Here is a 23,850-nt window from a genome sequence, read left to right as displayed (position 1 = left end):
GGAAGACCTCTCGTCCCATTGCCGAAGCTACTGGATCGTCACCTTGCTCAGGCTGAACAGCGTGCCGGTCGGCGTCGGCACGAAACCGGATATGTTCTTCTGCTGCGCCGTGTAGCTGTAAGAGGTGTAGAGCCAGATCCACGGCGACATTTCGGCGAGATGCTTCTCGAATTCGGCGAAGATCGCTTTGCGTTTGGCTGGATCGGTCTCTGCGCGGCCCTGCTGCATCAGGCTGTCGAGCGTATCGTCGATGTAGTTCGCCACCTTTTGCAGATTGCCTGATTTGGTCCAGTAGCGGTTGTACATGGTATAGGGGTCGGCCCGGCCGCCATTGAGCGCGATCGCCATGTCGAAATCGCCCTTCAGCCAGGCGTCGACATAGACGTTGAGTTCCATCATCTTGATATCGAGTTTGACGCCGATTTCGGCGAGCTGCGACTGGATGACCTGGGCTTCGGCCGCTGCCGTCGGCGGCTCGCCCGTGGCGCCGATCACGGTCGCCGAAAAGCCGTCGGCAAAGCCGGCCTCGGCCATCAGCTTCTTGGCCTTTTCGACATCGCGCTTGTAGCAGAACAACTGGCTGGGATCGGTGGCCAGCGCCGGGATGGTCAGCGGTCCGGTGACCTTGCCTTCGCCCAGCGCGGCGGTGTCCAGCACCTCCTGCCGGTCGATGGCGCAGGAGATCGCCTGGCGCACCTTGAGCTCGGTCATCGGCTTCCGCGACGGGTTGAGCTGCAGCACGTTGTAGGCCAGCACCGGCACGCGGTTCAGTTGCAAGTTGGCTTCCTTCGGCACCAGCGTGGCGACGAGCGGATCGTTGAGCAAGGCGAAATCGATCTGCTTGGTGCGCATGGCGGCGAGGATCGCCGCCTCGTCGGGCAGCACACTGATCTCGATGCCGTCGACGCCGGTCGCGCCGCCGGCCCAGTTCTTGCTGGCGCTCAAGACTTCCTTGGCGTTGGGATCCCACTTGTCGAGCTTGAACGGGCCCGAACCGACCGTCTTGGTGCCGATCGAGCCGGCCTTGATCTCGGTCGCCGGAACGATGGCCGCGTTGACGTCGCTCATCGCCGTCAGGATAGGCGCGTCGGCCTGCGACAGGTGGAACACGACGGTCGCCGCATCCGGCGTGTCGATGCTGGCGATCGACAGGAAGTTGGCGCGGGCAGCGGCACCGGTCTTCTCGTCGAGAATGCGCTCGAACGACGCCTTGACGTCGGCGGATGTCACGGCGGTGCCGTCCTGGAATTTCGCCTTGGGATCGAGCTTGAAGGTCAGCCCCTTGCCGTCCTTCGAAAACTCCCAGGAGGAGGCGATGGCGGGAATGATCCGCAGGCTGGCGTCGACGCGCACCAGCGGCTCATAGATCAGCTCCAAAAGCCGCAGCGAGGAAAAGGCCGTCTGCTTGTGCGGATCAAGCCCGGTGGCGTCCTGGGACCAGGCCATGTGCAGCGTCGCCGCCTCCGCCGAAACCGTCGCGATGCCGAGCATCGCGGCAAGGGTGATGCCCGAAAGCAGCCTTCTTGTAAGATGAACCATTCTCGTCTCCCATTATTGAACTCGATGCCTTGCAGTTTCCGAGGACCGCTTCCAAGGCACACATGCTATGGAGTGTCGGCCCAGTCTATGCGGCTTGACGCCGTCTTGTCTAAAGCGGCTTCAGGTCGCTTCGTCGCCGATCGCCTTTCGTAGGAACCCTCCGGCCCTGGACAAAGCGGCCCGCGCCGCGTCCACGTCGAGGCCGGTGATGGTCACCAGGATCGCCAACTTGACGTCCTTGCCGGTCCGGTCGAGCGCCTGCCGCGCCTGCGGCGCGGTACAGCCGGTCGTCTGCATGACCATCCTGATCGCCCGGGCCACCAGCTTCCTGTTCGATGGGTTCAGGTCGACCATCAGATTCTGGTAGCTCTTGCCGATCCGGATCATCGAGGCCGTGGTCAGCATGTTGAGCACCAGCTTCTGCGCGGTTCCCGATTTCAGCCGGGTCGAGCCGGTGAGCACTTCGGGGCCGACGACGGGCGAGATCGCGATGTCGGCGATACCGGCGATGGTGGATGCCGGATTGCAGGAGAGGGCGACCGTCGTTGCGCCGATCTGCCTGGCATGGGTCAGCCCGCCGATGACATAGGGCGTGCGTCCGCTGACCGCGATGCCGACCACCACGTCGTCGGGTGTGAGTCCGATCCCCTGCAAGGCCTTGGCGCCCATCTTCGGGTCATCCTCGGCGCCTTCGAGCGAGCGCACCAGCGCGTCGGACCCGCCGGCAATCAGGCCGACCACCATGCCTTCGGGCACGCCGAATGTCGGCGGGCATTCCGAAGCGTCGAGCACGCCAAGCCGGCCGCTGGTGCCGGCGCCCATGTAGATGAGGCGTGCGCCCCTCTCGAAGGCAAGCACGATCCGGTCCACCGCGGCGGCAATCTCGGGCAGCACCTTTTCGACGGCCGCTGGGACGATCTTGTCCTCGTCATTGATCCTGCGCAGCACGTCGAGGGTCGGCAGCAGATCGATGTCGACAGTCCTTGGGTTCCGACCCTCGGAAACCAAGCGATCCAGCTCAGACATCAACCCTTGCTCGGTCATCCCAGCGCTTTCAAAAATTCTGCCGCACGGCATCACTCGACTGGCAGCCAGTGCGGACGGACCTTGGGTCTGTCATCGCAGTTTTCTTTGTTAACTTTTTAGAATTTGATATTCACATCGTCAACAGAGCGTTGGAATATTTTATTCCTGTCCATGCTGGCTAGCCCTTGCAAACCGAACGCTTGGCAAGAATGATCGCGCCGGACACGGCGTCGCCGTCGGCGGGCTTCAGGCGGCGGCGCACATCAGGCGAAAGCCAGGGCTCCAGCGGGCTGGCGAGGCCACCCAGCAACGTCACGCGCGGCGCGCCCTTCTCGAACAGCACCCGCACCAGCGTGTCGACCTGTTCGGCGGCACTTTGCACGATGCGCCGTCCGGCGGGATCGCCCTGGTCGGCATGGCGCATCACCATGGGTGCAAGCGCGGCATAGTCCGTGGCGCTGGCGCGGTCCATCCAGGCGACAGCCTCCATCGGGTCGCCCGCGAAGCGCTGCATGACCTCCGCCAGCAGCGCCGTGCGCTCGTGGCGGCCGTCATGGGCGCGCAATGCCAGTTGCACGGCTTTCAATCCAAGGTCGGCGCCGCTGCCCTCGTCGGAGATCGGAAACCCGTAGCCGCCGGCGCGCAGGTCGCGGCCCTCGACGAAGCCGAGGCCGATCGAGCCGGTCCCGGCGATGACGATGGCGCCGTCCCGGCCGGAATGCGCGCCAAGGCAGGCACCGATGCCGTCGCTGACGAAGTCGATGCTGGCAAAGGGATGCGCGATTGCCCGCAACGCCTCGAGCGCGCCTTTGCGGCCGATGCCGGCAAGGCCGATGCCGGCATGGATCTTGGCGGTTTCGGCTGGCGCGAAACCTGCCTCCTTGATCGCCGCGCCGAAAGCTTTCGCGACGGAGGTCCAGGCTGCCTCGATGCCGAGCCGCGTCGTCGCCGGCCCCGACAGGCCCTGTCCCAGCACCGTGCCTTGCGCGTCCTCGAGACGGGCGCGGCAACCGGTGCCGCCGCCATCGACGCCGAGAAAATAATCCGCTTCGGTATTCATGCGCCCAGCCGCTCGATGTCGGCGCCGCACAGGCGCAGCTTGCGGTCCAGTTGCTCGTAGCCGCGGTCGAGGTGATAGACGCGGTTGATTGTCGTCTCGCCTTCACAGACCAGCGCCGCCAGCACCAGCGACACCGAAGCGCGCAGATCGGTGGCCATCACCTGCGCGCCGTGCAATTTCTCGCCGCCGCGCACCAGCGCCATGGTGCCTTGCAGTTTGATGTTGGCGCCGAGCCGCATCAGTTCGGGCACATGCATGAAGCGGTTCTCGAAAATGGTTTCGCGCAGCAGCGACGCACCCTGGGCGCAGCACATCAGCGCCATGAACTGCGCCTGCAGGTCGGTCGGAAAGCCCGGATAGGGTTCCGTCGTCAGATCCGCGGCCTTGAGCGGCCGGTCGCGCGAGACGATCAGACCGCGATCGCCTGGCCAGACGCTGACGCCGGTCGCCTCCAGCAATTGCACCACCGAGGCCATGTGCTCGAGCCGGGCGTGCGTCAGTTCGAGCTGGCCGCCGGTGATGGCGGCCGCGATGGCATAAGTGCCGGCCTCGATGCGGTCGGGGATGATGTCGTGCCTGGCGGCGTGCCAGCTGGTGTCGCCCGCGATCAGGATACGGTGCGTGCCGGCGCCTTCGATGCGCGCGCCCATGGCAACGAGGCAGGCGGCGAGATCGGCCACTTCCGGCTCGCGCGCTGCGTTCAGGATCTCGGTTTCGCCCTTGGCCGCGGTCGCCGCCATCATGGCGGTTTCCGTCGCCCCGACCGATGGCGAGGGGAGCACGATGCGCGTGCCGGTCAGCCCGTTCGGGGCCGAGGCGACGATCAGGCCGTTCTCGACGGCGATCCTGGCGCCAAGCGCGGCGAGTGCGGCGACATGCATGTCGACCGGCCGCGCGCCGATCGCGCAGCCGCCCGGCAGCGAAACCCGGGCATGGCCGAACCGCGCCAGCAACGGCGCCAGGACAAGCACCGTCGCCCGCATTTTTCGTACCGTGTCGTAGGAGGTCTCCTTGGAAACGGCGGTACTTGTGTCGATTGTGGCGGCATGGGCGGACCGGGTGATTTCGGCGCCATGAAGTCGCACCACGCCGAGCATGTTTTCGACGTCGGTCACATCGGGCAGGTTGGTCAGTTCCAGCGGGTAGGGGCTGAGAAGAGCGGCCGCGATCTGCCGCAAAGCGGCATTCTTGGCGCCCGATATGGTGACCGCGCCTTCCAGTCTCTGTCCGCCTACGATCCGCAATCTGTCCATGGCTGAAACCTTGACGGCCACGTCCGGTGACCTACCCGGGATCCCGAGCGATGACCTCGGGTCGGTCGAGAATTAATTCTGCGTTCTTGGCTGTCAATCAAAATTGGAATAATTTATTCCTCGTCTTGCAGTGAAGAGCGAGGGGTTTCCGTGTCCGTCTTAAGCAGGATCAGTGCCGAGCTCGACGGCATGGCGCCCGGCGATCGCGAGATCGGCCGTTATATCATCGACAATCCCGACCAGATGCTGCGGCTGTCGACGGCGGCACTTGCGGCCGAGATCGGCCGCAGCCAGTCTAGCGTCGTCAAGTTCAGCCAGAAGCTCGGCTATGCCAGCTACCAGGAGCTCAAGCTCGCCGTCAGCGAGGCCAAGGCGCAGGATTGGCAGGTGCCGGTCGGCGTCATCCATGGCTCGATCGAGGTGGGTGATACTTTTCCGGTCATCTTGAAGAAGCTGATCGGCAGCAAGCTGCTGTCGATGCAGCAGACCGTCGCCGCCAACAGCGAGCGCATCCTCTCCAGGACGCTGGACCTGCTTGATGGCGCGCGGCGCATCCATCTGGTCGGCGTCGGAGCCTCCTCGCTGGTGGCGCGCGATTTTTCCTACAAGCTGATGAAGCTCGGCCGCAATGTGCTGCATGACAGCGACAGCCACATCCAGATGGCCAACGCCTCGACGCTCGGGCCTGACGATGTGCTGTTCGCGCTGTCCTATTCCGGCGCCAGCATCGAAACCTTGCGTATCGCGGAGCTTGCCAGCAAACGTGGCACGACGGTGATCGCCGTCACCGGCCTGCACGACAATCCGCTGAGCCGCGTCGCCGACATCCGCCTCTACACCCTCGCCGACGAGGAACGCGCGCGCTGTTCCTCCATCACCGCGCGCGACGCGCAGCTGACGCTGACCGACCTTCTGTTCATCCTGCTGGTACAGAAGCAGCCCGACGCCAACGACTACGTTCACAACAGCGAGGCGGCGGTCACGGTGCTGAAGGCCGAGCGCTCGTCGTAAAGGCCTCAGACGCTTTCGAGATAGGTCTCGATCTCGAAATCGCTGACGTTGAGGGCAAACGTATTCAATTCCTGTCGTTTGCAGGCGACGAAGGAGTCGCGCAGGATCGCCGGGAAGATCTCCGCCACATGCGTCCCGCCTTCAAAGGTTGCGATCGCCGACGCCCAGTCCGGCGGCAGTTTGGCCGGGGCGACGCCTTGACCGTCATTCCCCGCCGGGTCGCCTGGCGACATCTGCTTCTCGATGCCGATCAGCGCGGCGCCCAGTATGGCGGCAAGCACCAGATAGGGGTTGGCGTCGGCTCCCGAGACGCGATGTTCGATGCGGCGCGCGCCGGTCGGGCCGCCGGGGATGCGGATCGCGACCATGCGGTTCTCGTAACCCCAGGCGACCGCGGTCGGCGCGTAGGATCTCGGGCGCAGCCTGCGGTAGGAATTGAAGTGCGGCGCGAACACCAGCGTGCTTTCGGCCATCGCCGCCAGCAGCCCGCCGACCGCGTGTCGCATGGTGTCGGAACCCTGGTCGGTGCCGTCGTCGAACACGTTGCGCCCATCGGCGTCGACCAGGCTGAAATGGACATGGAAGCCGTTGCCGGCGCGGTCGCCATAGGGCTTGGCCATGAAGCAGGCGGCAAAGCCGTGCTTGCGGGCAATGCCCTTCACCGTGCGCTTGAACAACACCGCATCGTCGGCGGCCCGCAAGGCGTCGGCGACATGGTTCAGGTTGATCTCGAACTGGCCGACGCCGTTTTCGGCGATTGCCGTATCGACGGGAATGCCTTGCGCGCGGCAGGCTTCATAGATGTCGTGGATGAAGGCTTCGAAATCGTCGATCTCGTCGATCGACAGCGCCGCGTCGGAATCGAGGCGCCGCCCGGTGACCGGCGAGACCGGCCCGACCGGCCGCTGCGATTGCGGATCGACCAGGTAGAATTCGAGTTCGGTCGCCGCGACAGGCGTCAGGCCGAGCGCCTTGTAGCGATCGAGGATGCGGGCCAGTGCCCGCCGGGGGTCGCCGAGATAGGGCGCTCCGCTCTCATCGGCGAGCCAGAGCGGGACGAGCGCCGTCGGATGCGCCGTCCATTCCACCGGCAGAATGCCGCGACCCGTCCATTGGCAAAGGCCATCGGCATCGCCGGTCGAGAAGACCAGGCTGTTGCCTTCGATGTCCTCGCCCCAGACGTCGAGCCCGATCAGCGAGTAGGGCATGCGCAGCTTGCCCTCCAGCGCCTTGCGGGCCTGCTCGACGGGGATGCGTTTTCCCCGCATGATGCCGTTGAGGTCGCACACCGCGGCCCTCAGGCTCTGGATGTCGCTTCGGCTTTCAAGCCAGTTCAAAACGTCCGCAATTGCATCGCTCAATTTCAAACCTCTGGTTCCCTGCGGTGTCGCGTCTGAGGCGAGCACCCTATTTTTACGATAAAGCGGCTGATGAGTTCATGAAGGCATCTCCGACATCGGTCGGAAAAGTTTCCTTCATTTTTTCAAGTCATTAGCCGGTATGTCGGGAGGCATTTCAGGAACCAATTGCGCGATCTGCGATCGCAACATAGCGACAAGGCAAGGGAAAGCCAAGCGGCATCTGGGGTCCAGGAGACACCGGCCTAGCTCCTCGCTTCCGGGAATCTGACCTGCCGCAGGATGTGGGCAGCACCTTCGTCGATGTCGCGAACGATGGCCGCCCGCGCTCGCGCACCGTCCTGCGCCTCGATCGCGGCAACGACTTCCTCGTGATAGTCGATATCCAGGATGGAGGAGAGGTCGTCCTCGAATCCCACGGCGAGGTTTCTGAGAAACGGGCCGACCTGCATCCACACCGTCTCGATCAGGAAGATCATCTGCTCGTTGCCGCAATGGCGATAGATCGAGAATTTAAAATCGTGGTTCTTCCTGAGATAGTGGCCGATATCGCCTTTGCGGGCCGTCAGGGTCAGTTCTGTGCAATGGCGTCGGATCGCCCGCAGATTATTGCCGTTGATCAGTTTCGTCGCAAGCTCGGTCGCCGGGCCTTCGAGCAGTGTGCGCACGGCGGTCAATTGCGAGAACCGCTCGGCCGAGATCACCGGCACCTCGACGCTGCCATTCGGCATCGGACTCAGTGCCCGCAATGCCTGCAGCCGCATGAAGGCACTGCGCACCGGCATGTCGCTGGTGCCGAGTTCCCTGGCGAGCCTGCGCGAGGTCAGCTTCTGGCCGGGCAGGAATTGGCCCGACATCAGGGCTCGCACAAGCTCCAGATAGACCTTCTCGTGCAAGGGCACGGTGTCGACGGCGGTCAAACCGAAATGTGTTCTGCCGGCCATTGGCGGGGCGCACCTTCATCCGTTCTGAAAATGACCTGACGACACGCGCCGTGGACAAAGCTTAGGCCCGGCACGGCGGGAACACCCAAGCCGCCGATTGATCGGGCATGATAGACGCTTCGATCGTTGCGCGGCAAGCCAACCGCCGGAGCCGGCCCGGTGCGGCGGGCTGCCTTCCTTTCCGGCTATCGATCCGGAGCCGGCCCGCTCTTTTCCAACGCCAGATGCGTCAGCAAATTCCTGGTGATCCGGCCGACGTCGTTCATGGCATCGCCCGCGGGCAAGGCGCCGCACCAGGCGACCGAACTCGCGCAGAAGATCAGGCCGCCCGAGGGCAGATGGCGCAGCGTCATCTCCGCGCAGCGGCGCTCGTCGCGCTCTCTGTCACCTCCTTCGTACCAGCGCGTCGCGTCATGGACGAAGCTGTCCGGGAACCCGGTCGCGCGGGCAATGACCATGGTGTCTAGGGATGTGCCCAGATGCGGGTCGGTGGCATCGACCTCGTAGCCGGCGGCGCCTCCAAGCACGATGCCCTCGTCGCCGAAGGTCTCGCTGGTGACGCCGTCGAACAACCACGCGGCCGAGGGCTGACGGCTTTCCGGCGTACGCGTGAAAGGCCGCGCGCCGTCGAAACCCATCAGCGAGATGGCGACGCCGGTCAGCGAGAACTCGCCGCGCCCGCTGGCGCGCAGGTAGCCTCCCGGCTGGTTTGTAATCGACAGTGACTGTTCGGCGATGGGACCGTCCCATGTCCGGCCCGCCTCGAGCGGCGAGCGGCGCAATTCCATCAGATCGTCCTGGAACGCCACCTTGCCGGCAAAGCCATTGCCGCCGAGATAGGCGATGCTGCCGCCCGCCGCCGCGAATTGGCGCAGCGCATGCTCCATCTCGACCGACATGTATTCGGGATGGCTGCCGGTGATGACCGCCTGATACTCCTGCAGGCCGGCAAGACCCAGTTCGTGCAGGTCGCGGTCGGTGATGAGATCGAAGGCGATATCATTGTTGTGGCAGAAGCGTAGAAAATGCAGGTCGACCGGCAGATTGTGCGGGCAGCCGCAGAGCGGATACTTGTAGTCGTCGCGCAGCGTCGCCTTGGGCTTCCTGGTGGAACAGATCGACACGCCGCTGAGGTCGCTGTGATAGTCGTAGAGCGACTTCAGATTGTTATCGATCGCGAAGCGATGGCCGCGATCCTCGCACATCCATTCGTAGAGATGCGCCGGCAGGAATTCGTCCGCGTAAGCGAGATAGGTGGCCGTCGGCACCAGGAACAACAGCGGCGCCCGGCGCTCCGACGAAGTGATGAAGAAGACGATACGCTCCGATCCTTCATCGTGACCGACCTCGAAGGCATAGACCCCGGCGGGCGCCTCGGCGGGAACCTGCAATTGGTATGAGGCCGGCCACTGCAACGCCTCCATGTCGTCGTCGTGGCAATGCACGGCGTCGTAATGCGACGGCACCAGCCGGGGGTCGAAACTCGACCCGTCCCAGCGGCGCGAGGTCATGCAGAAGGCGGGCTGGTTGACCGTTTCCAGGAAGAGGACGCGATCGGTGCCTGTCGAGGCGAGCGGGCCTCTCGGCAGCAGGGTCGGAAACGTCCAGGCGATAGGACCAGCCGCGGTTTGCAGCGAGATCGTCGAGAATTTCGCGTTGAGCGACCTGACATCGTTTGCCGTGCTGGTGCCGAAGACCATGTCACCGGTCAGGAGCCGCCACGGCAGGTCGAATCGACGATCCAGGCGAAACGGCGACAGGAGATCGTCCGAATCGATCCGCAGCACGGTCGCGCCGTCGTTCGACGAAATCTCGACCTTGAGCCAGGTGTTTGCCGGCAAGACCACGTCGCTATCGGGCGAGTTGCCGTCGTCGCCTGATATCAGCCGCCCGTCCTGCAAGCCGAGGCGCAGGTTTCCGCTTTCGAACAGCACGCGGGCGCCATCGTTGCGGGTCAAGTATACTTCGAAGGCGACGCCTTCGATCTCGGTGGCCTTGGCAAGTTCCGCCGCCGCGACCCTGAGGAAGGATCCGTGATCGAAATCGCGACGGGACACGGCATTTCCCGTCGGCTCGACGCGCCAGCCCATCGGCTCGGCCGCTTGCGTGTCGAGCCGCACGACGTGCACGTCGCGTACCGGCCGCGACGACGAGACATGGAGGGCGACTGGTGTTCCTGCCGCTGTATGCCAAGGAACGGTATAGCCTGAGACGGCCATGGCGCCGTGGTCGACGGGGCGTTTCATCGCCGCAAAAATCCGCGTCGCGATCCCGGCTGTCGCACTCTCCCCGGCTGTCGCACTCTCATTGATGGCAAACTGGACAATTCTTTCATACCTTTGGGTCAGGAGGGCGCATATATCCCCTCGGCCTTGCTTGCTGATTAAGTCCGTAGGAATCTCGCTCAGCCATCGATGGCCTCGGCAAATGCGAGTTCTAGGCATCCGTCGCAGGCATCCGCTTGGTGCCTGATCCACGACGACATTATCGCGATCGTCCGAAACCGGACAGTCGTTCTCGAAGGTCGGCCTCTTCATCACAAAACTTGACCTTCACGCACTTGCACGTCCGGCCGCTCTCTGGCTTTTTGGGGTACCCATCCGAACGGACTGATTCGCGTCATGCCGCTCGATTGCAATGTCTTGCAGGCAGTCTGCTTGTGGGTCGTGAAGCGCACGCAATTGGCGAAGGAGAAGCAGGCATGGCCGAGTTCAAGAAGCCGGAAATCTCCGAGATGAGACCCAAGATCACCGTGATCGGCGTCGGCGGCGGCGGCGGCAACGCGATCAACAACATGATCGTGGAACAGCTTCAGGGAACCGAGTTCATTGCCGCCAACACCGATGCCCAGGCGCTGACTATGTCGAAGGCGACGCGGCTGATCCAGCTTGGCGCGCACGTCACGGAAGGCCTTGGCGCCGGCTCGTTGCCCGAGATCGGCCGTGCCGCGGCCGAAGAATCGCTGGACGAGATCATGGATCATTTGGCCGGCACCCACATGTGTTTCGTCACTGCCGGCATGGGCGGCGGCACCGGAACCGGTGCGGCCCCGATCATCGCCCAGGCGGCGCGCAAGGCCGGCATCCTGACGGTCGGCGTCGTCACCAAGCCGTTCACCTTCGAGGGCAGGCGCCGCATGCAGATGGCCGAAGAGGGCATCGAGCGGCTGCGCGAGGCCGCCGACACCGTGATCGTGATCCCCAACCAGAACCTGTTCCGGATTGCCGATGCCAAGACCACTTTTGCCGATGCCTTCGTCATCGCCGACAGGGTGCTTTATTCAGGCGTCAGCTGCATTACCGACCTCATCGTCAAGGAAGGCCTGATCAATCTCGACTTCGCCGACGTCAAATCGGTGATGCGCGGCATGGGCCGCGCCATGATGGGAACCGGCGAGGCTTCGGGCGAAGGCCGGGCGATGAAGGCGGCGGAAGCCGCGATCGCCAATCCGCTGCTTGACGAAATGTCGATGAAGGGCGCCAAGGGCGTGCTGGTGTCGATTTCGGGCGGCCGGGACATGACCCTGTTCGAGGTCGACGAGGCGGCCACGCGCATCCGTGAAGAGGTCTATGAGGACGCCGATATCATCGTCGGCGCCATCTTCGACAAGAGCATGGAAGGCCGCTTCAGGGTCTCGGTGGTGGCGACGGGCCTCGATCGTTCGCTCGGCGAGGGTGATGCCGATGCCGGCATGGCACATGGCCATTCCGTGCCGTCCGCCGCACGGACCCTGCAGTAACCTTTCTCTTCGATTGACCTCCCGGGCAGGCGACCCGCGGTATCTGCCGCGTCCCCGGGGCGGAAAAATTGCTCTTCAGGACGCCTTCTCGCCGATGAGCTCGAATCGCTCGATCTCGCATTCGCGCGCGACCAGCGCCAGGATTTCCGTCGAGGGTTCGGCGGCGTCGGACTGTCTCCATTCGAGATTGAACGAGTACACGAAGCGGTCGCGGCTGGGATCATGCTCGATCTTGGCAAGGCGCGCGCCGTAGCCGAGCGGCCGCACCATCTCCGGAAGGTCAGGTGGGAATCCGTTTGCCCAGGAAACCGACAGGATCGCATGGTGGTCGCGCGGCAACTTGAGGTCGACCCATTTCAACACCTGAAGTGTCAGTAGCGTCAGCACGGTTGCAATTGCCGCAAGACCAAACTGGCCGCCGCCAACGGCAAGTCCGATCATCGTCATGATCCACATGGTGGCCGCGGTGGTGATCCCAGTCACGAGATCGCCGCGCCGAAGGATGGCGCCGCCGCCGATGAAGCCGACGCCGGTCAGCACGCCAAGCGGCAGACGCAGCACGTCCATGCTGGCGAAGAAGTCCATTCCCTTACCCGTGGTATCAAGCAGTATGTTGGCCTGGATCATGGCCACAGCGGCTGCCAGGGCGACCAGGATGGTCGTGCGAAGCCCGGCGGTGTGGCCGCGCGCTTCCCTGTTCAGGCCGATGAAGAAACCAGCCAGCAGCGCAAGCAGCAACCGGGCGACAAGATCGGGCCATGTCGGATGAAGTGGCATATCGCAGCAAAGCGGCTCGAACATCGCCCTGTCAGGGCGGCGCTGGTGCTCCGCCTTCCATTTTTCTCAGGATTTCGGCGCCCTCGCTGACGACGTTGCTTGCGGCTGGCCGGTACGTCGCGACCTCGGGCTGTCGATGTAAGAACCTTTTTGCCTTCGTGAGGTTCCCGGCGAACCGTCGCGCGGCAGCCGACCAAACGCCATGCAATTTGAAGGTGGCGCTTGACTTCGTCCGATCCGTGTGAAAAATTTTGCAGCAACTGATAAAAATATCACCGGGATGGAAACGTGGTTGGTTTTGGAAACGGCCTTTTGCGGGACGATGATGCCAGCATGGCGGCGCGGGCCGCGTGGCTTCATTACGCCGGCGGCCTGACCCAGTCCGAGGTCGCCAAGCGGCTGGGGCTGACCAGCCTCAAGGCGCACCGCCTCATCACCAAGGCCAACCAGGAAGGCCTGGTGAAGGTCTATATCGACGGCGAAGTGTCGGAATGCGTCGAGCTCGAGGACGAATTGTCCCGCCGCTACGGCCTCGACTATTGCCAGGTGGTTCCGGATTTCGATTCCGAGGATCTGCCGCTCAAGGCGCTCGGCATCGCCGGCGCGCAGTTCCTCAAGCGCGAGATCGAGCGCGGCGAGCAGGCGCTGATCGGCGTCGGCCATGGCCGCACGCTCGCGGCCTGCGTGGAATATCTGCCGCGGACCACCACCGACCGCATCCGTTTCGTCTCGCTGCTTGGTGGCCTGACGCGGAAATTCTCGGCCAACCCGCATGATGTCATCCACCGTCTCGCCGAACGCACCGGTGCCGAGGCCTATGTGATGCCGGTGCCGATGTTCGCCAACACGGCGGAGGACCGCATCGTGCTGCTGGGCCAGAAGGGCATTAGTGAGGTCTTCGATCTCGCCAGATCCGCCGACCTGTTGTTTGCGGGCATCGGCACCGCCGAACGCGAGGCTTCGCTTGTCGCCACCGGCATGATCGAGAAGGGCGAGATGGAGGAGATCCGTCGCAATGGCGGTGTCGGCGAATTGCTCGGCCATTTCTTTGACGAGGCCGGCAAGGCAGTGGCGACGACCGTTTCCAACCGGGCGCTGGCACTGGCGCGCGAGGATATCGCCAGCCGCCGGATTGTCGCCGTCGCCGGCGGCAGGATTAAGGTTCGCGCAATCAAGTCGGTGCTGGAGGGGCGCTATCTCAAGGGCCTGATAACGGACGAGCGCACGGCGCGATCGCTCGTGGAAGAGACGCCGGTCGGGTAGCCGGCAACAGTCCAGTTGAAACTACCCTGTGGAGGAGAAGACGAAATGCATGAGAAAGAGAAAGACCTGATAGATGCCTTCCTGCGCGGACAAGTCGACCGTCGTGGACTGATCAAGGGCCTGGGTGCCATGGGTCTCGCCGCCGGCACCGCCGGCACGCTGCTCAACCTCGGCCAGACCCGCGCGCTTGCCGCGGACTTCGACTGGCAGGCGCATAAGGGCAAGACCATCAAGCTCTTGCTCAACAAGCATCCCTATGCCGACGCCATGATCGCCAATCTTGAGAACTTCAAGAAGCTGACCGGCATGAACGTCGTCTACGACGTATTCCCCGAAGACGTCTATTTCGACAAGGTGACGGCCGCATTGTCGGCGAGCTCGCCCGAATATGATGCCTTCATGACCGGCGCGTACATGACCTGGACCTATGGCCCAGCCGGCTGGATCACCGACCTCAACGAATGGATCAAGGATCCGGCCAAGACCAACCCGAACTATGCTTGGGACGACTTCCTGCCAGGCGTCAAGAATTCCTGCGCCTGGAACGGCAAGCCGGGCGGAGCTTTGGGATCGGAAGACGCCAAGCAGTGGTGCATTCCGTGGGGGTTCGAGCAGAACAACATCACCTACAACAAGGCGATGTTCGACAAGGCGGGCGTCAAGGTTCCCGGCAATATGGACGAGATGGTGGCCGCTGCCGCCAAGCTCACCAAGGATGTCGGCGGCGGCGTCTACGGCATTGGTGTGCGCGGCTCGCGCTCCTGGGCGACCATACACCCGGGGTTCCTGTCGGCCTACGCCAATTTCGATCAGAAGGACCTGAACGTGTCGGCCGACGGTAAATTGTCGGCCGCCATGAACACCGCCCAGTCCAAGGCTTTCCACAAGCAGTGGGTGCAGATGATCCAGGAGAGCGGCCCGAAGGACTGGTCGACCTACACCTGGTACCAGGTCGGCACCGATCTGGGCGCCGGCGCCTCGGCGATGATCTTCGACGCCGATATCCTTGGCTACTTCATGAATGGTGGCGACAACAAGATGGCCGGCAAGCTTGCCTTCGCCGCCTTCAAGGCGAATCCGGAGGCCAAGGCACCAACGCCGAACATCTGGATCTGGTCGCTGTCGATGTCCAACTTCTCCAAGGACAAGGACGCCACATGGTACTTCATGCAATGGGCCTCCGGACCTGAGCATGCGCTGTTCGGCGCCACCAAGATGGATTTTGTCAACCCAGTCCGCCAGTCGGTCTGGAAAGATGAGGTCTTCCGCGAGAAGCTGAACAAGAGCTATCCGGGCTATGTCGAGATGTTCGACGCCTCGGCACCCGGCGCCTCGATCAAGTTCACGGCGCAGCCGTTGTTCTTCGATCTCACCACCGAATGGGCGGCGACGCTGCAGAAGATGGTGTCCAAGGAAGTGCCGATCGACGAGGGCCTCGACAAGCTCGCCGAGAGCATCAACGGCCAGCTCAAGGAAGCCGGCCTCGGTTAAGTCGCAACGAGGGCCGGCCTGCTTGGCGGTTCGGCCCTCGCCACATCTTTCATGTTTGCGATGCGGTGCCGAAAGGTGACCGCCATTTCGCCCCACCGGCCGCCTTGCTCCCTTGGGCGGCCGGCAGGGCGAAGCGACAGCAACAACGGAGCAGCTCGATGACTGCGGTGGTATCGCAAAGGCTCAAGCCATCCGGCTTCAGGATCAGCAAGCGGGTGCTGCCCTATGTGCTCAGCCTGCCGGCCTTGCTGGTCTGCATAGGCATCCTGATCCCGTTCCTGACGTCGGTCGTTTACTCGTTCCAACGCTATCGTCTGAGCCAGCCTTGGGCGCGCCAGTTCAACTGGGGCGACAACTACATCTCCTTCTTCACCGACCCGAAATTCTGGAATACGTTGAAAGTGTCGCTGCTCTATGCCGGCACCACGGTCGTGCTGGAACTGCTTCTCGGTCTCGCCATCGCGCTGCTGCTGCAGAAGCGCTCGACGCTCAACAACTTCATCTCGATCATGCTGTTGATGCCGCTGATGACGGCGCCCGCGCTGGCAGCACTGATGTGGAAGCTGATGACCAATCCGGGCTTCGGCGTGCTGAGCTATCTCGCCAGCCTCATCGGGCTGCAGGATTTTCGCTGGGCGTCGTCACCGTCGACGGCGCTGTTCACCGTCGTGCTGGTCGACATCTGGGTCTACACGCCCTTCATCATGATCCTGCTGCTTGCCGGCCTGCGCAGCCTGCCGACGCAGCCCTTCGAGGCCGCCGCGCTCGACGGCGTGCCGAGGAGCTTCGTCTTCTTCCGCATCACCTTGCCGATGCTGACGCCCTACATCCTGACGGCGACCTTGTTTCGCCTGCTCGATTCCATCCAGCAGTTCGACATCATCTACGCCATGACACAGGGCGGGCCGGGCGACACACTGACCGTGTTCCAGGTCGAGGCCTATCTCAACTTCTTCCAGTCGACCAATGTCGGCCGCTCGGCGGCGCTGATGATCATCCTGTGGGCGATCACCTATTTCCTCTCCAACATCTTCATCAAGAACTGGCTCAGGCTGCGCGAACGCGCCCGCGGCCAGGCATAGGAGGCGGCGATGGAACATACCTCGCTTTTCGAACGCATCCTGCGCGGCGCGGCACTGACGCTGGTCGTGATCTTCTTCATGTTCCCGATCCTGTGGATCTTCATGATGTCGTTCCAGACCAACGAGACCATTCTGCGCATCCCGCCGCAGCTCATCTTCGAACCGACGCTCGCCAACTACACGGCGTTGATCACCGGCAAGCTGATGACGGCCGCCGGCACGCTCGACATCGCCTTCATGCGCAACCTCTGGAACTCGGTATTCCTGTCGGTGACCTCGGTGGCGGTTTCACTGCTGCTCGGCGTGCCGGCGGCCTACGCCTTCGCGCGCCACAAATTTCGCGGTTCGGAAGACATCGCCTTCACGCTGCTGTCGTTCAAGTTCGCGCCGGCACTTCTGGTGCTGCTGCCGCTGACCCTCTATTTCCAGAAGCTCGGCCTGGCCAACACCTATATCGGGCTGATCTGGGTCTACCAGTTGATCTGCCTGCCGCTGATCCTGTGGATCGTGCGCGGCTATTTCGAGGATATTCCGGCCGACATCGAATATGCCTACCGCATCGGCGGCCATTCCTGGTTCGCCACCTTCCGCAAGATCGCGCTGCCGCTCGCCGGCCCTGGCATCGCGGCGGCCGGCCTGCTTGCCTTCATCTTCGCCTGGAACAATTTCGTTTTCGCGCTGGTGTTGGCTTCGGCCGACAAGCAGCCGGTGACGGTCGGCGCGTTGGCCTTCATCACTTCATCGGGCATCCAGTACGGCCAGATTTCGGCGGCCATAGTCTTGTCGATCACGCCGACGCTGGCGCTCGCCCTTTACGCACAGCGCTATCTGGTCGAGGGCCTGTCGCTCGGCGCGGTGAAAGGATAGAAATGGCCAGCCTCGAACTCAGAAACGTCGTCAAGCGCTACAAGAGCCAGACCGTCCTCGACAATCTGTCGCTGACCGTCGCCGATGGCGAAACGCTGGTGCTGTTTGGTCCCTCGGGCGCCGGCAAGACTGTGCTGTTGCGGCTGGTCGCCGGCGTCATCGATCCGGACGAAGGCAAGATCCTCATCGGCGGCGAGGACATGACCGATGTCGACGCGGAATTCCGCGGCGTCGGCATGGCGTTCCAGAATTTCGCGCTGTTTCCGCATATGAGCGCTTTCGACAATATCGCGACGCCGCTGGCGGCCAAGCGCTCGTCGCAGAGCGCGATCAAGGCCGGTGTCGAGAGCGTCGCCAAATTGTTGAAGATCGGCCATGTGCTTTCCCACAAGCCGCGCGCGCTCTCCAACGGCCAGAAGCAGCGCACGGCCCTTGCCCGCGCTTTGGTCGGTTCGCCGCCGCTCCTTCTGCTCGACGATCCCTTGCGCAATGTTGACGCCAAGCTGCGTTTCGAGATGCGGCTTGAACTGCCGCGGCTGCTCGCCGATCGCGGCGCCACCGTCGTTTACGTTACCCAGGACTACAAGGAAGCCATGGCGCTCGGCGACCGCATCGCGGTGATGTCGCAAGGCGTCATCAGGCAGCTTGGTACGCCCGAGCAGATCTATCGTGAGCCGGCCAACATCGAGATTGCGCGGCTGTTCGGCGATCCGACCATCAACCTGCTCGACGTCAAGCCCGCGCGCGATGCCCGGGGGGGCTATGTCGCCCTGTCCAATGTGCAGGTCCATCTCGCCGATGCTCCCGAGGCCGCCATCGGCCGCGACTGCATCATCGGGCTGAGACCCGAGGCCCTGCATTTCGTTGGCGAAAACGAACCCGGCGCCATTCCGGTGACGGTCGAGGCGGAGACGCCGCTCAACGAAAAGATCGTCACCCTGGTGCGCACCGTGCGCGGCCGTGAAATCCTGGTCTCGCGCCCGGCCGGAACGCCGGGGCGCAGCGAAGGCAAGGCGCATATCGCCGTCGACGGCAAGAGCGCCCTGCTGTTCGATCGGGCGAGCGGCGAGCGCATCGGCGCCAGGAATGTCGTCAAACTGCGCAACGGAGAAGCGGCATGAGCCCGAGCGCGCTCACCATATCAGGCGTCGACAAATTCTATGGCCCGATCGACAGGGGCGTTCACGCCGTCAAGAACCTGACGATGGATATCGGCAAGGGTGAGATCGTGGCGCTGCTCGGCTCGTCGGGCTGCGGCAAGACTTCGACCTTGCGCATGGTTGCCGGCTTCGAGGAGGTGTCGCGTGGCGCGATCGCGGTCGCCGGCCGCAAGGTACACACCTTGCCGCCGGTCAAACGCAATGTGGCAATGGCCTTCGAGGGCTATTCGCTCTATCCGCCGCTCACCGTGCGCGAGAACATGGCCTTTGCGCTCAAGGCCGCAAGGCTGCCCAGGAGCGAGGTCGACGCCAAGGTCGCCAGCATCGCAAAGCTGCTGGAGATCGAGGACATATTGGAGCGCTATCCTAGCTCCATTTCGGGTGGCCAGCAGCAGCGCGCCAGCCTTGGCCGGGCGCTGATCCGGGAAGCCGACCTGCATCTGCTGGACGAGCCGATGGGCCAGCTCGAGCCGCAGCTTCGCGCCGTGTTGCGCGGCCGTATCAAGCACTTCATCAAGGAGCGTGGCCTGACCGCGATCCTGGTCACCCACGACCAGACCGAGGCGAATGCGCTGGCCGACCGCATCGCGGTGATGGAGGGCGGCGTGCTGCAGCAGTTCGACACGCCGGACCGGATCAAGGAGCGCCCGGCCAACCTGTTCACCGGCACCTTCGTCGGCGAGCCGCCGATGAACGTCTTCGAGGCCTTTGTCGGCACGACCGCCGGCCGCATCAGTCTCAGGCTGCCCGACGGTCTGTCGCTCGACTACGACAAGGACGCCTTCAGCGCTCCGGTTCGCGACCAGCTGCTCAGCCGCGAGCGGGTGGTCATCGGCATCAGGCCCTACGCGGTCCGGCGTTCGAAGGAAGGAGTTCCGGCCAGGGTCTCGGCCAACCAATGGCTCGGCGACCAGACCCACATCGCCGCCGACTTCGCCGGCGGCTCGCTGGTCCTGGTGGAGCATGACCGCACCCGGCTCGACCTCGGCGCGCCCATCAACGTCAGCATCGATCCCAAAAACCTGCACGTCTTCGACCAGGCGAGCGGCAAGGCGATCTCGCACGGCATGGAGATCGCGTGATGCGTGACGTACTGATCGGCATCGATGCCGGCACTTCCGTCATCAAGTCCATCGCTTTCGACACGAAGGGCCGCCAGATCGCGGCCGCGGCAACGCCGAACCATTACGAGACGCGGCCGGGCGGCGGCGCCGAACAGGATCTGGCCCGCACATGGGCCGATGCCGCCACCACCTTGCGCCAGCTTGCCGACAAGGTGCCCGATCTCGCCAGCCGGACCGTCGCCATCGCGGTGACCGGGCAGGGCGACGGCACCTGGCTGATCGACGGCAAGGGCGAGCCGGTGGCCAAGGGTTGGCTCTGGCTCGACGCGCGCGCCGCCGGCGTCGTCGAGGAAATCCGTGCGCGGCCCGATGACCGGCTGCGCTTCGAGAAGACCGGCAGCGGGCTCGCCGCCTGCCAGCAAGGCTCGCAGTTCGCCTTCATGAAACGCACCATGCCCGAAATGCTCGGCAAGGCGGCGACCGCGTTCCACTGCAAGGATTGGCTCTATTTCAAGCTGACCGGCGAACGCGCCACCGATCCGTCCGAAGGGACCTTCACTTTCGGCGACTTCCGCACCCGTGACTACAGTGGGGACGTGCTCGACGTCCTCGGCGTCGCCGATCTCAGGCACCTGCTGCCGCCGATCGTCGACGGCACGAGCCACAGCGCCGGACTGTCGCCGGCCGCCGCCGAAGTCACCGGCATGCTTGCCGGCACACCCGTCGTGCTCGGTTATGTCGACGTCGTCTGCACCGCGCTCGGCGCCGGCCTCCTCGACCGCGAGCGCAAGCCCGGCTGCTCGATCATCGGTTCCACCGGCATGCACATGCGGCTGGCCGAGACCCCTGATGATGTGCAGCTCAACGAAGCGGCGACCGGTTATACGATGGCGATGCCGGCGCCGGGCGTCTTCGCGCAGATGCAGTCCAACATGGCGGCGACGCTCAACATCGACTGGGTGCTTGGCCTCGCTTCGGGCATTCTCGCCTCGCAAGGCATAACCCGCAGCAATGGCGAGATGATCGCGCTGGTCGATGCCTGGATCGCGGCCTCGCAGCCGGCTTCGCTCCTCTACCAGCCCTACGTGTCGGAAGCCGGCGAGCGCGGACCGTTCGTCGATGCCAATGCCAGGGCAGGCTTCGTCGGCATTTCGTCGCGCCACGGCTACGCCGATCTGGTGCGCGCCGTCTTCGAAGGCTTGGCCTTCGCGGCGCGCGATTGCTACGCCGCCATGGGCCCGCTGCCACGCGAAATTCGCCTGACCGGCGGCGCCGCCAGAAGCCCGGCGCTGCGCAAGATCCTGGGTGCGGCCATTGGTGCCGACACGCGCACCAGCGCGCGCGAGGAGGCCGGTGCGGCCGGTGCCGCAATGATCGCGGCGGTCTGCGTCGGCCAATACGCCTCCATGGACGAATGCGTCGGCGAATGGGTGACGCCGCTGCTCGGCGAGGCCGAGCCGAGCGACCCGGATCTCGCCGCGATCTACGACAGGATGACCCCGTCCTACATGCTGGCGCACCAGGCCCTGCGGCCGGTCTGGCGTGCCATGGCGACATCGCAGGAAAATTGAGAAGTCGAGTATGCTGAGGAAAATAGCGATCATTGGCGACAACTTCATGCTGCCGGAGGTGTTTCGCGCCAAAATCGAGAAGGTCGCCAGTGGCGACCTCGATATCAGGACATTGCAGACGGCCTGGCCCGACGAGCCGATGGAGTTCGGCAACGCCGCGCTCGGCCTCGACAAGGTCAAGGAATATTTCGGCCATCCCGACGAGGTCGTCGACTTCATCGGCGATGCCGAAATCCTCGTCACCCAGCTTGCGCCCCTGTCGGAGGGCATGATGCGGCGCCTGCCGGGGCTCAAGCTGGTCGCGGTGTCGCGCGGCGGCCCGATCAACATCGACATGGAAGCGGCCAGGGTGCACGGCATCACCGTGGTCAATGTGCCCGGCCGCAACGCCACTGCCGTGGCTGAGTTTACCATCGGCGCCATCCTGGCCGAGACGCGGCTGATCCGGGTCGGCCACGAGGCCTTGCGCAAGGGGGAATGGCGCGGCGATCTCTACCGCGCCGACCGCACCGGCCGCGAGCTCGGCGAAATGACCGTCGGCGTGGTCGGCTACGGCAATATCGGCACGAAGGTGGTGCGCCTGCTGCGCGCCTTCGGCTGCCACGTCCTGGTCAGCGATCCCTATGTGCAACTGAGCGCCGAGGATCGCAACGCTGGCGTCGAACTGGTTGCGCTCGACGACCTCCTGTCGCGCTCCGATGTGGTCACGCTGCATTCGCGGGTGACGCAGGAGACACGCGGTCTGATCGGCAAGGACACCATCGCGCGGATGAAGCCGGGCGTGATCTTCGTCAATACGGCGCGTGGCCCGCTGGTCGACTACGACGCACTCTACGAGGCGCTGGTTTCAGGGCAGATCGCCAGCGCCATGCTGGAAACCTTCGCGGTCGAACCGGTGCCCTCGGACTGGCCCTTGCTGCAGCTGCCCAACGTGACGCTGACGCCGCATATCGCCGGCGCTTCGGTGCGCACCGTGACCTATGCCGCCGAGCAGGCCGCCGAGGAAGTGCGCCGCTACCTGGCCGGCCTGCCTCCGGTCAATCCGTGCTGAGAGCGATGGCCATGATGCGAAAATCAGGCAGTGGGGCGACGGCAAGATGAGCGTCGGCCCTGACATAGTCGACCTCTTCGTCATTGGCGGCGGCATCAATGGCGCCGGCATCGCGCGCGACGCCGCCGGCCGCGGGCTTTCCGTCATCCTGTGCGAAAAGGACGATCTCGCCGAAGGCACCAGCTCACGCTCGGGCAAGCTCGTCCATGGCGGTCTGCGCTACCTCGAATACTACGAGTTCCGCCTCGTGCGCGAGGCGCTGATCGAGCGCGAGGTGCTGCTGGAATCGGCGCCGCACATCATCTGGCCGATGCGCTTCGTGCTGCCGCACAGCCCGGACGACCGGCCGGCATGGCTGGTGCGGCTCGGCCTCTTCCTCTACGACCACCTCGGCGGCCGCAAGCGGCTGCCCGCCACGCGGACGCTCGACCTGCGCACCGCGCCCGAGGGCGCGCCGATCAAGGACAGTTTCAAGCGCGGCTTCGAATATTCCGACTGCTGGGTCGACGATGCCCGCCTCGTCGTCATCAATGCGCTCGACGCCGCCGAACGGGGAGCGAAGGTCCTCACCCGTACCGCCTGCACCGCGGCCCGCCGCGAGGGCGGCCTCTGGGTTGTCGAGATGCGCGACGTCAGGACCGGCATCAAGACCAGCGTACGGGCCCGCGCGCTGATCAATGCCGCCGGCCCTTGGGTCAACGACATCGTCAGCCGCGTTGCCGGCCAGAATTCCAGGCGCAACGTCCGCCTCGTCAAGGGCAGCCATATCGTCGTGCCCAAATTCTGGGAGGGAAGGCAGGCTTATCTCGTCCAGAACAACGACAAGCGCGTCATCTTCATCAATCCCTACCAGAACGATCTAGCCTTGATCGGAACCACCGACATCCCCTACGAGGGCCGGCCCGAGGATGTGAGGGCGGATGAGAGCGAGATCGATTACCTCATCAAGGTGGTCAACCGCTATTTCAAGCGCGGCCTTGCGCGGGGCGACGTGGTCCATTCGTTCTCCGGTGTCCGGCCGCTCTATGACGACAACGCCGACAATCCGAGCGCGGTGACGCGCGACTATATTTTCGAACTCGACGCGCCGGACGCGCAGGCGCCGCTGCTCTCCGTCTTCGGCGGCAAGATCACCACCTTCCGCAAACTGGCCGAGCATGCGCTGGACAGGATCGCACCGTTCTTTCCCAGCATGGGCAAAGCCTGGACCGCGAGGGCGCATCTGCCCGGCGGCGACATCGCCAATGCCGACTTCGAACAATTTCTTGGCAACCTCGCAAGCGAGTATCCATGGATGCCGGCATCGCTGCTCAAGCATTACGGCCGGCTCTACGGCACCAGGACGCGGTCCGTGGTCGGCGGCGCCCGATCGCTCGCCGCACTGGGGCGGTGCTTCGGCAAGGATTTCTTCGAGCGCGAGGCGAACTACCTCTTTGAACAGGAATGGGCGGAAGACGCGGCCGACATTCTCGAACGGCGCACCAAGCATGGCCTGCATTTGTCCGCCGAGGAGAAGTCGGCCTTCGAGCATTGGTGCGCGAGCCGGCAGGCGAGGGCAGGCTGATGGCGCTCATCGCCCCTGTTCTGCGCCGGC

Annotated in this window: 19 protein-coding genes; 11 read left to right on the top strand and 8 right to left on the bottom strand. The window is 64.2% G+C overall.

What is annotated here, in order from left to right; genetic code table 11:
• Window positions 1-27: 27 nt before the first annotated feature.
• The 4 genes from FJW04_RS15915 to murA form a co-directional block, all read right to left on the bottom strand.
• Entirely contained in the window at window positions 28-1,539 is a 1,512-nt protein-coding gene (locus FJW04_RS15915; RefSeq protein ID WP_140715195.1) for an ABC transporter substrate-binding protein, read from the bottom strand.
• A gap of 120 nt (window positions 1,540-1,659) precedes the next feature.
• Window positions 1,660-2,583: an N-acetylmuramic acid 6-phosphate etherase gene (gene murQ, locus FJW04_RS15910; protein ID WP_140715193.1), complete on the bottom strand. Its 924-nt coding sequence runs from the start codon at window positions 2,581-2,583 to the stop codon at window positions 1,660-1,662.
• A 160-nt stretch (window positions 2,584-2,743) separates the two neighbouring features.
• On the bottom strand, window positions 2,744-3,625 hold the full coding sequence (locus FJW04_RS15905; protein ID WP_140715191.1) for an N-acetylglucosamine kinase: 882 nt from the start codon (window positions 3,623-3,625) through the stop codon (window positions 2,744-2,746).
• The gene (murA, locus tag FJW04_RS15900) at window positions 3,622-4,878 is read right to left on the bottom strand and encodes a UDP-N-acetylglucosamine 1-carboxyvinyltransferase (RefSeq protein ID WP_140715190.1); all 1,257 of its coding nucleotides are present in this window, start codon (window positions 4,876-4,878) and stop codon (window positions 3,622-3,624) included. Before murA ends, FJW04_RS15905 begins: the two co-directional genes overlap by 4 nt.
• Before the next feature lie 150 nt (window positions 4,879-5,028).
• Here murA and FJW04_RS15895 point away from each other — a divergent pair, with 150 nt between their 5' ends.
• Window positions 5,029-5,889 carry a MurR/RpiR family transcriptional regulator gene (locus FJW04_RS15895; protein WP_140715189.1) on the top strand — a complete coding sequence of 287 codons (861 nt, stop codon included), beginning with the start codon at window positions 5,029-5,031 and terminating at the stop codon, window positions 5,887-5,889.
• A gap of 5 nt (window positions 5,890-5,894) precedes the next feature.
• On the opposite strand, the gene FJW04_RS15890 is transcribed toward FJW04_RS15895, so the two are convergent.
• The 3 genes from FJW04_RS15890 to FJW04_RS15880 form a co-directional block, all read right to left on the bottom strand.
• Window positions 5,895-7,250, bottom strand: a complete 1,356-nt coding sequence (locus FJW04_RS15890) for a glutamine synthetase family protein (RefSeq protein WP_140617417.1) — start codon at window positions 7,248-7,250, stop codon at window positions 5,895-5,897.
• 242 nt (window positions 7,251-7,492) lie between these two features.
• Window positions 7,493-8,191, bottom strand: coding sequence for a GntR family transcriptional regulator (locus tag FJW04_RS15885; protein ID WP_140715188.1), 699 nt, complete (start codon window positions 8,189-8,191; stop codon window positions 7,493-7,495).
• Window positions 8,192-8,376: 185 nt separating this feature from the next.
• Complete coding sequence (locus FJW04_RS15880) at window positions 8,377-10,437, bottom strand: N,N-dimethylformamidase beta subunit family domain-containing protein (RefSeq protein WP_140715187.1); 2,061 nt, start codon at window positions 10,435-10,437, stop codon at window positions 8,377-8,379.
• A gap of 455 nt (window positions 10,438-10,892) precedes the next feature.
• On the opposite strand from FJW04_RS15880, the gene ftsZ reads away from it, so the two are divergent.
• A complete protein-coding gene (gene ftsZ / locus FJW04_RS15875; RefSeq protein ID WP_140715186.1) occupies window positions 10,893-11,930 on the top strand; it encodes a cell division protein FtsZ in 1,038 nt (345 codons plus the stop codon).
• 75 nt (window positions 11,931-12,005) lie between these two features.
• Here ftsZ and FJW04_RS15870 read toward each other — a convergent pair whose 3' ends face one another.
• Window positions 12,006-12,731 (bottom strand): MgtC/SapB family protein, encoded by a 726-nt coding sequence (locus tag FJW04_RS15870; RefSeq protein ID WP_140715185.1) that lies wholly within the window; start codon window positions 12,729-12,731, stop codon window positions 12,006-12,008.
• Between the two features lie 264 nt (window positions 12,732-12,995).
• Here FJW04_RS15870 and FJW04_RS15865 point away from each other — a divergent pair, with 264 nt between their 5' ends.
• The 9 genes from FJW04_RS15865 to FJW04_RS15825 all read left to right on the top strand — a co-directional run bounded on the left by FJW04_RS15865 (window position 12,996) and on the right by FJW04_RS15825 (window position 23,820).
• A complete protein-coding gene (locus tag FJW04_RS15865; RefSeq protein WP_181172956.1) occupies window positions 12,996-13,970 on the top strand; it encodes a sugar-binding transcriptional regulator in 975 nt (324 codons plus the stop codon).
• A gap of 45 nt (window positions 13,971-14,015) precedes the next feature.
• Window positions 14,016-15,461 carry an extracellular solute-binding protein gene (locus FJW04_RS15860; protein ID WP_140715183.1) on the top strand — a complete coding sequence of 482 codons (1,446 nt, stop codon included), beginning with the start codon at window positions 14,016-14,018 and terminating at the stop codon, window positions 15,459-15,461.
• Window positions 15,462-15,619: 158 nt separating this feature from the next.
• Window positions 15,620-16,543: a sugar ABC transporter permease gene (locus FJW04_RS15855; protein ID WP_015318968.1), complete on the top strand. Its 924-nt coding sequence runs from the start codon at window positions 15,620-15,622 to the stop codon at window positions 16,541-16,543.
• A 9-nt stretch (window positions 16,544-16,552) separates the two neighbouring features.
• Window positions 16,553-17,410, top strand: a complete 858-nt coding sequence (locus tag FJW04_RS15850; RefSeq protein WP_140715182.1) for a carbohydrate ABC transporter permease — start codon at window positions 16,553-16,555, stop codon at window positions 17,408-17,410.
• Between the two features lie 2 nt (window positions 17,411-17,412).
• A complete protein-coding gene (locus FJW04_RS15845; RefSeq protein WP_140715181.1) occupies window positions 17,413-18,531 on the top strand; it encodes an ABC transporter ATP-binding protein in 1,119 nt (372 codons plus the stop codon).
• Window positions 18,528-19,652 (top strand): ABC transporter ATP-binding protein, encoded by a 1,125-nt coding sequence (locus FJW04_RS15840; protein WP_140661510.1) that lies wholly within the window; start codon window positions 18,528-18,530, stop codon window positions 19,650-19,652. The genes FJW04_RS15845 and FJW04_RS15840 overlap by 4 nt, the downstream gene beginning before the upstream one ends.
• Entirely contained in the window at window positions 19,652-21,205 is a 1,554-nt protein-coding gene (locus tag FJW04_RS15835) for an FGGY-family carbohydrate kinase (protein ID WP_140715180.1), read from the top strand. The genes FJW04_RS15840 and FJW04_RS15835 overlap by 1 nt, the downstream gene beginning before the upstream one ends.
• Before the next feature lie 10 nt (window positions 21,206-21,215).
• Complete coding sequence (locus FJW04_RS15830; protein WP_181172955.1) at window positions 21,216-22,256, top strand: 2-hydroxyacid dehydrogenase; 1,041 nt, start codon at window positions 21,216-21,218, stop codon at window positions 22,254-22,256.
• A gap of 46 nt (window positions 22,257-22,302) precedes the next feature.
• Entirely contained in the window at window positions 22,303-23,820 is a 1,518-nt protein-coding gene (locus tag FJW04_RS15825) for a glycerol-3-phosphate dehydrogenase (protein WP_140715179.1), read from the top strand.
• The last annotated feature ends 30 nt before the right edge of the window (window positions 23,821-23,850 follow it).

It is taken from the genome of Mesorhizobium sp. B2-7-3 (genome assembly GCF_006440715.1).
Taxonomy (GTDB): Bacteria; Pseudomonadota; Alphaproteobacteria; order Rhizobiales; family Rhizobiaceae; genus Mesorhizobium; species Mesorhizobium australicum.
The sequence above is the reverse complement of the archived record's forward strand: the minus strand, read 5'-3'. Positions and strand labels throughout refer to the sequence as shown.

Coding starts and splice junctions, on each gene's coding strand:
- FJW04_RS15840 (WP_140661510.1), top strand. CDS start 18,528: ATGAGCCCGAGCGCGCTCACCATATCAGGCGTCGACAAATTCTATGGC.
- FJW04_RS15880 (WP_140715187.1), bottom strand. CDS start 10,437: ATGAAACGCCCCGTCGACCACGGCGCCATGGCCGTCTCAGGCTATACC.
- murA (WP_140715190.1), bottom strand. CDS start 4,878: ATGGACAGATTGCGGATCGTAGGCGGACAGAGACTGGAAGGCGCGGTC.
- FJW04_RS15870 (WP_140715185.1), bottom strand. CDS start 12,731: ATGTTCGAGCCGCTTTGCTGCGATATGCCACTTCATCCGACATGGCCC.
- FJW04_RS15885 (WP_140715188.1), bottom strand. CDS start 8,191: ATGGCCGGCAGAACACATTTCGGTTTGACCGCCGTCGACACCGTGCCC.
- FJW04_RS15830 (WP_181172955.1), top strand. CDS start 21,216: ATGCTGAGGAAAATAGCGATCATTGGCGACAACTTCATGCTGCCGGAG.
- murQ (WP_140715193.1), bottom strand. CDS start 2,583: ATGACCGAGCAAGGGTTGATGTCTGAGCTGGATCGCTTGGTTTCCGAG.
- ftsZ (WP_140715186.1), top strand. CDS start 10,893: ATGGCCGAGTTCAAGAAGCCGGAAATCTCCGAGATGAGACCCAAGATC.
- FJW04_RS15850 (WP_140715182.1), top strand. CDS start 16,553: ATGGAACATACCTCGCTTTTCGAACGCATCCTGCGCGGCGCGGCACTG.
- FJW04_RS15825 (WP_140715179.1), top strand. CDS start 22,303: ATGAGCGTCGGCCCTGACATAGTCGACCTCTTCGTCATTGGCGGCGGC.
- FJW04_RS15915 (WP_140715195.1), bottom strand. CDS start 1,539: ATGGTTCATCTTACAAGAAGGCTGCTTTCGGGCATCACCCTTGCCGCG.
- FJW04_RS15835 (WP_140715180.1), top strand. CDS start 19,652: ATGCGTGACGTACTGATCGGCATCGATGCCGGCACTTCCGTCATCAAG.
- FJW04_RS15860 (WP_140715183.1), top strand. CDS start 14,016: ATGCATGAGAAAGAGAAAGACCTGATAGATGCCTTCCTGCGCGGACAA.
- FJW04_RS15905 (WP_140715191.1), bottom strand. CDS start 3,625: ATGAATACCGAAGCGGATTATTTTCTCGGCGTCGATGGCGGCGGCACC.
- FJW04_RS15855 (WP_015318968.1), top strand. CDS start 15,620: ATGACTGCGGTGGTATCGCAAAGGCTCAAGCCATCCGGCTTCAGGATC.
- FJW04_RS15845 (WP_140715181.1), top strand. CDS start 17,413: ATGGCCAGCCTCGAACTCAGAAACGTCGTCAAGCGCTACAAGAGCCAG.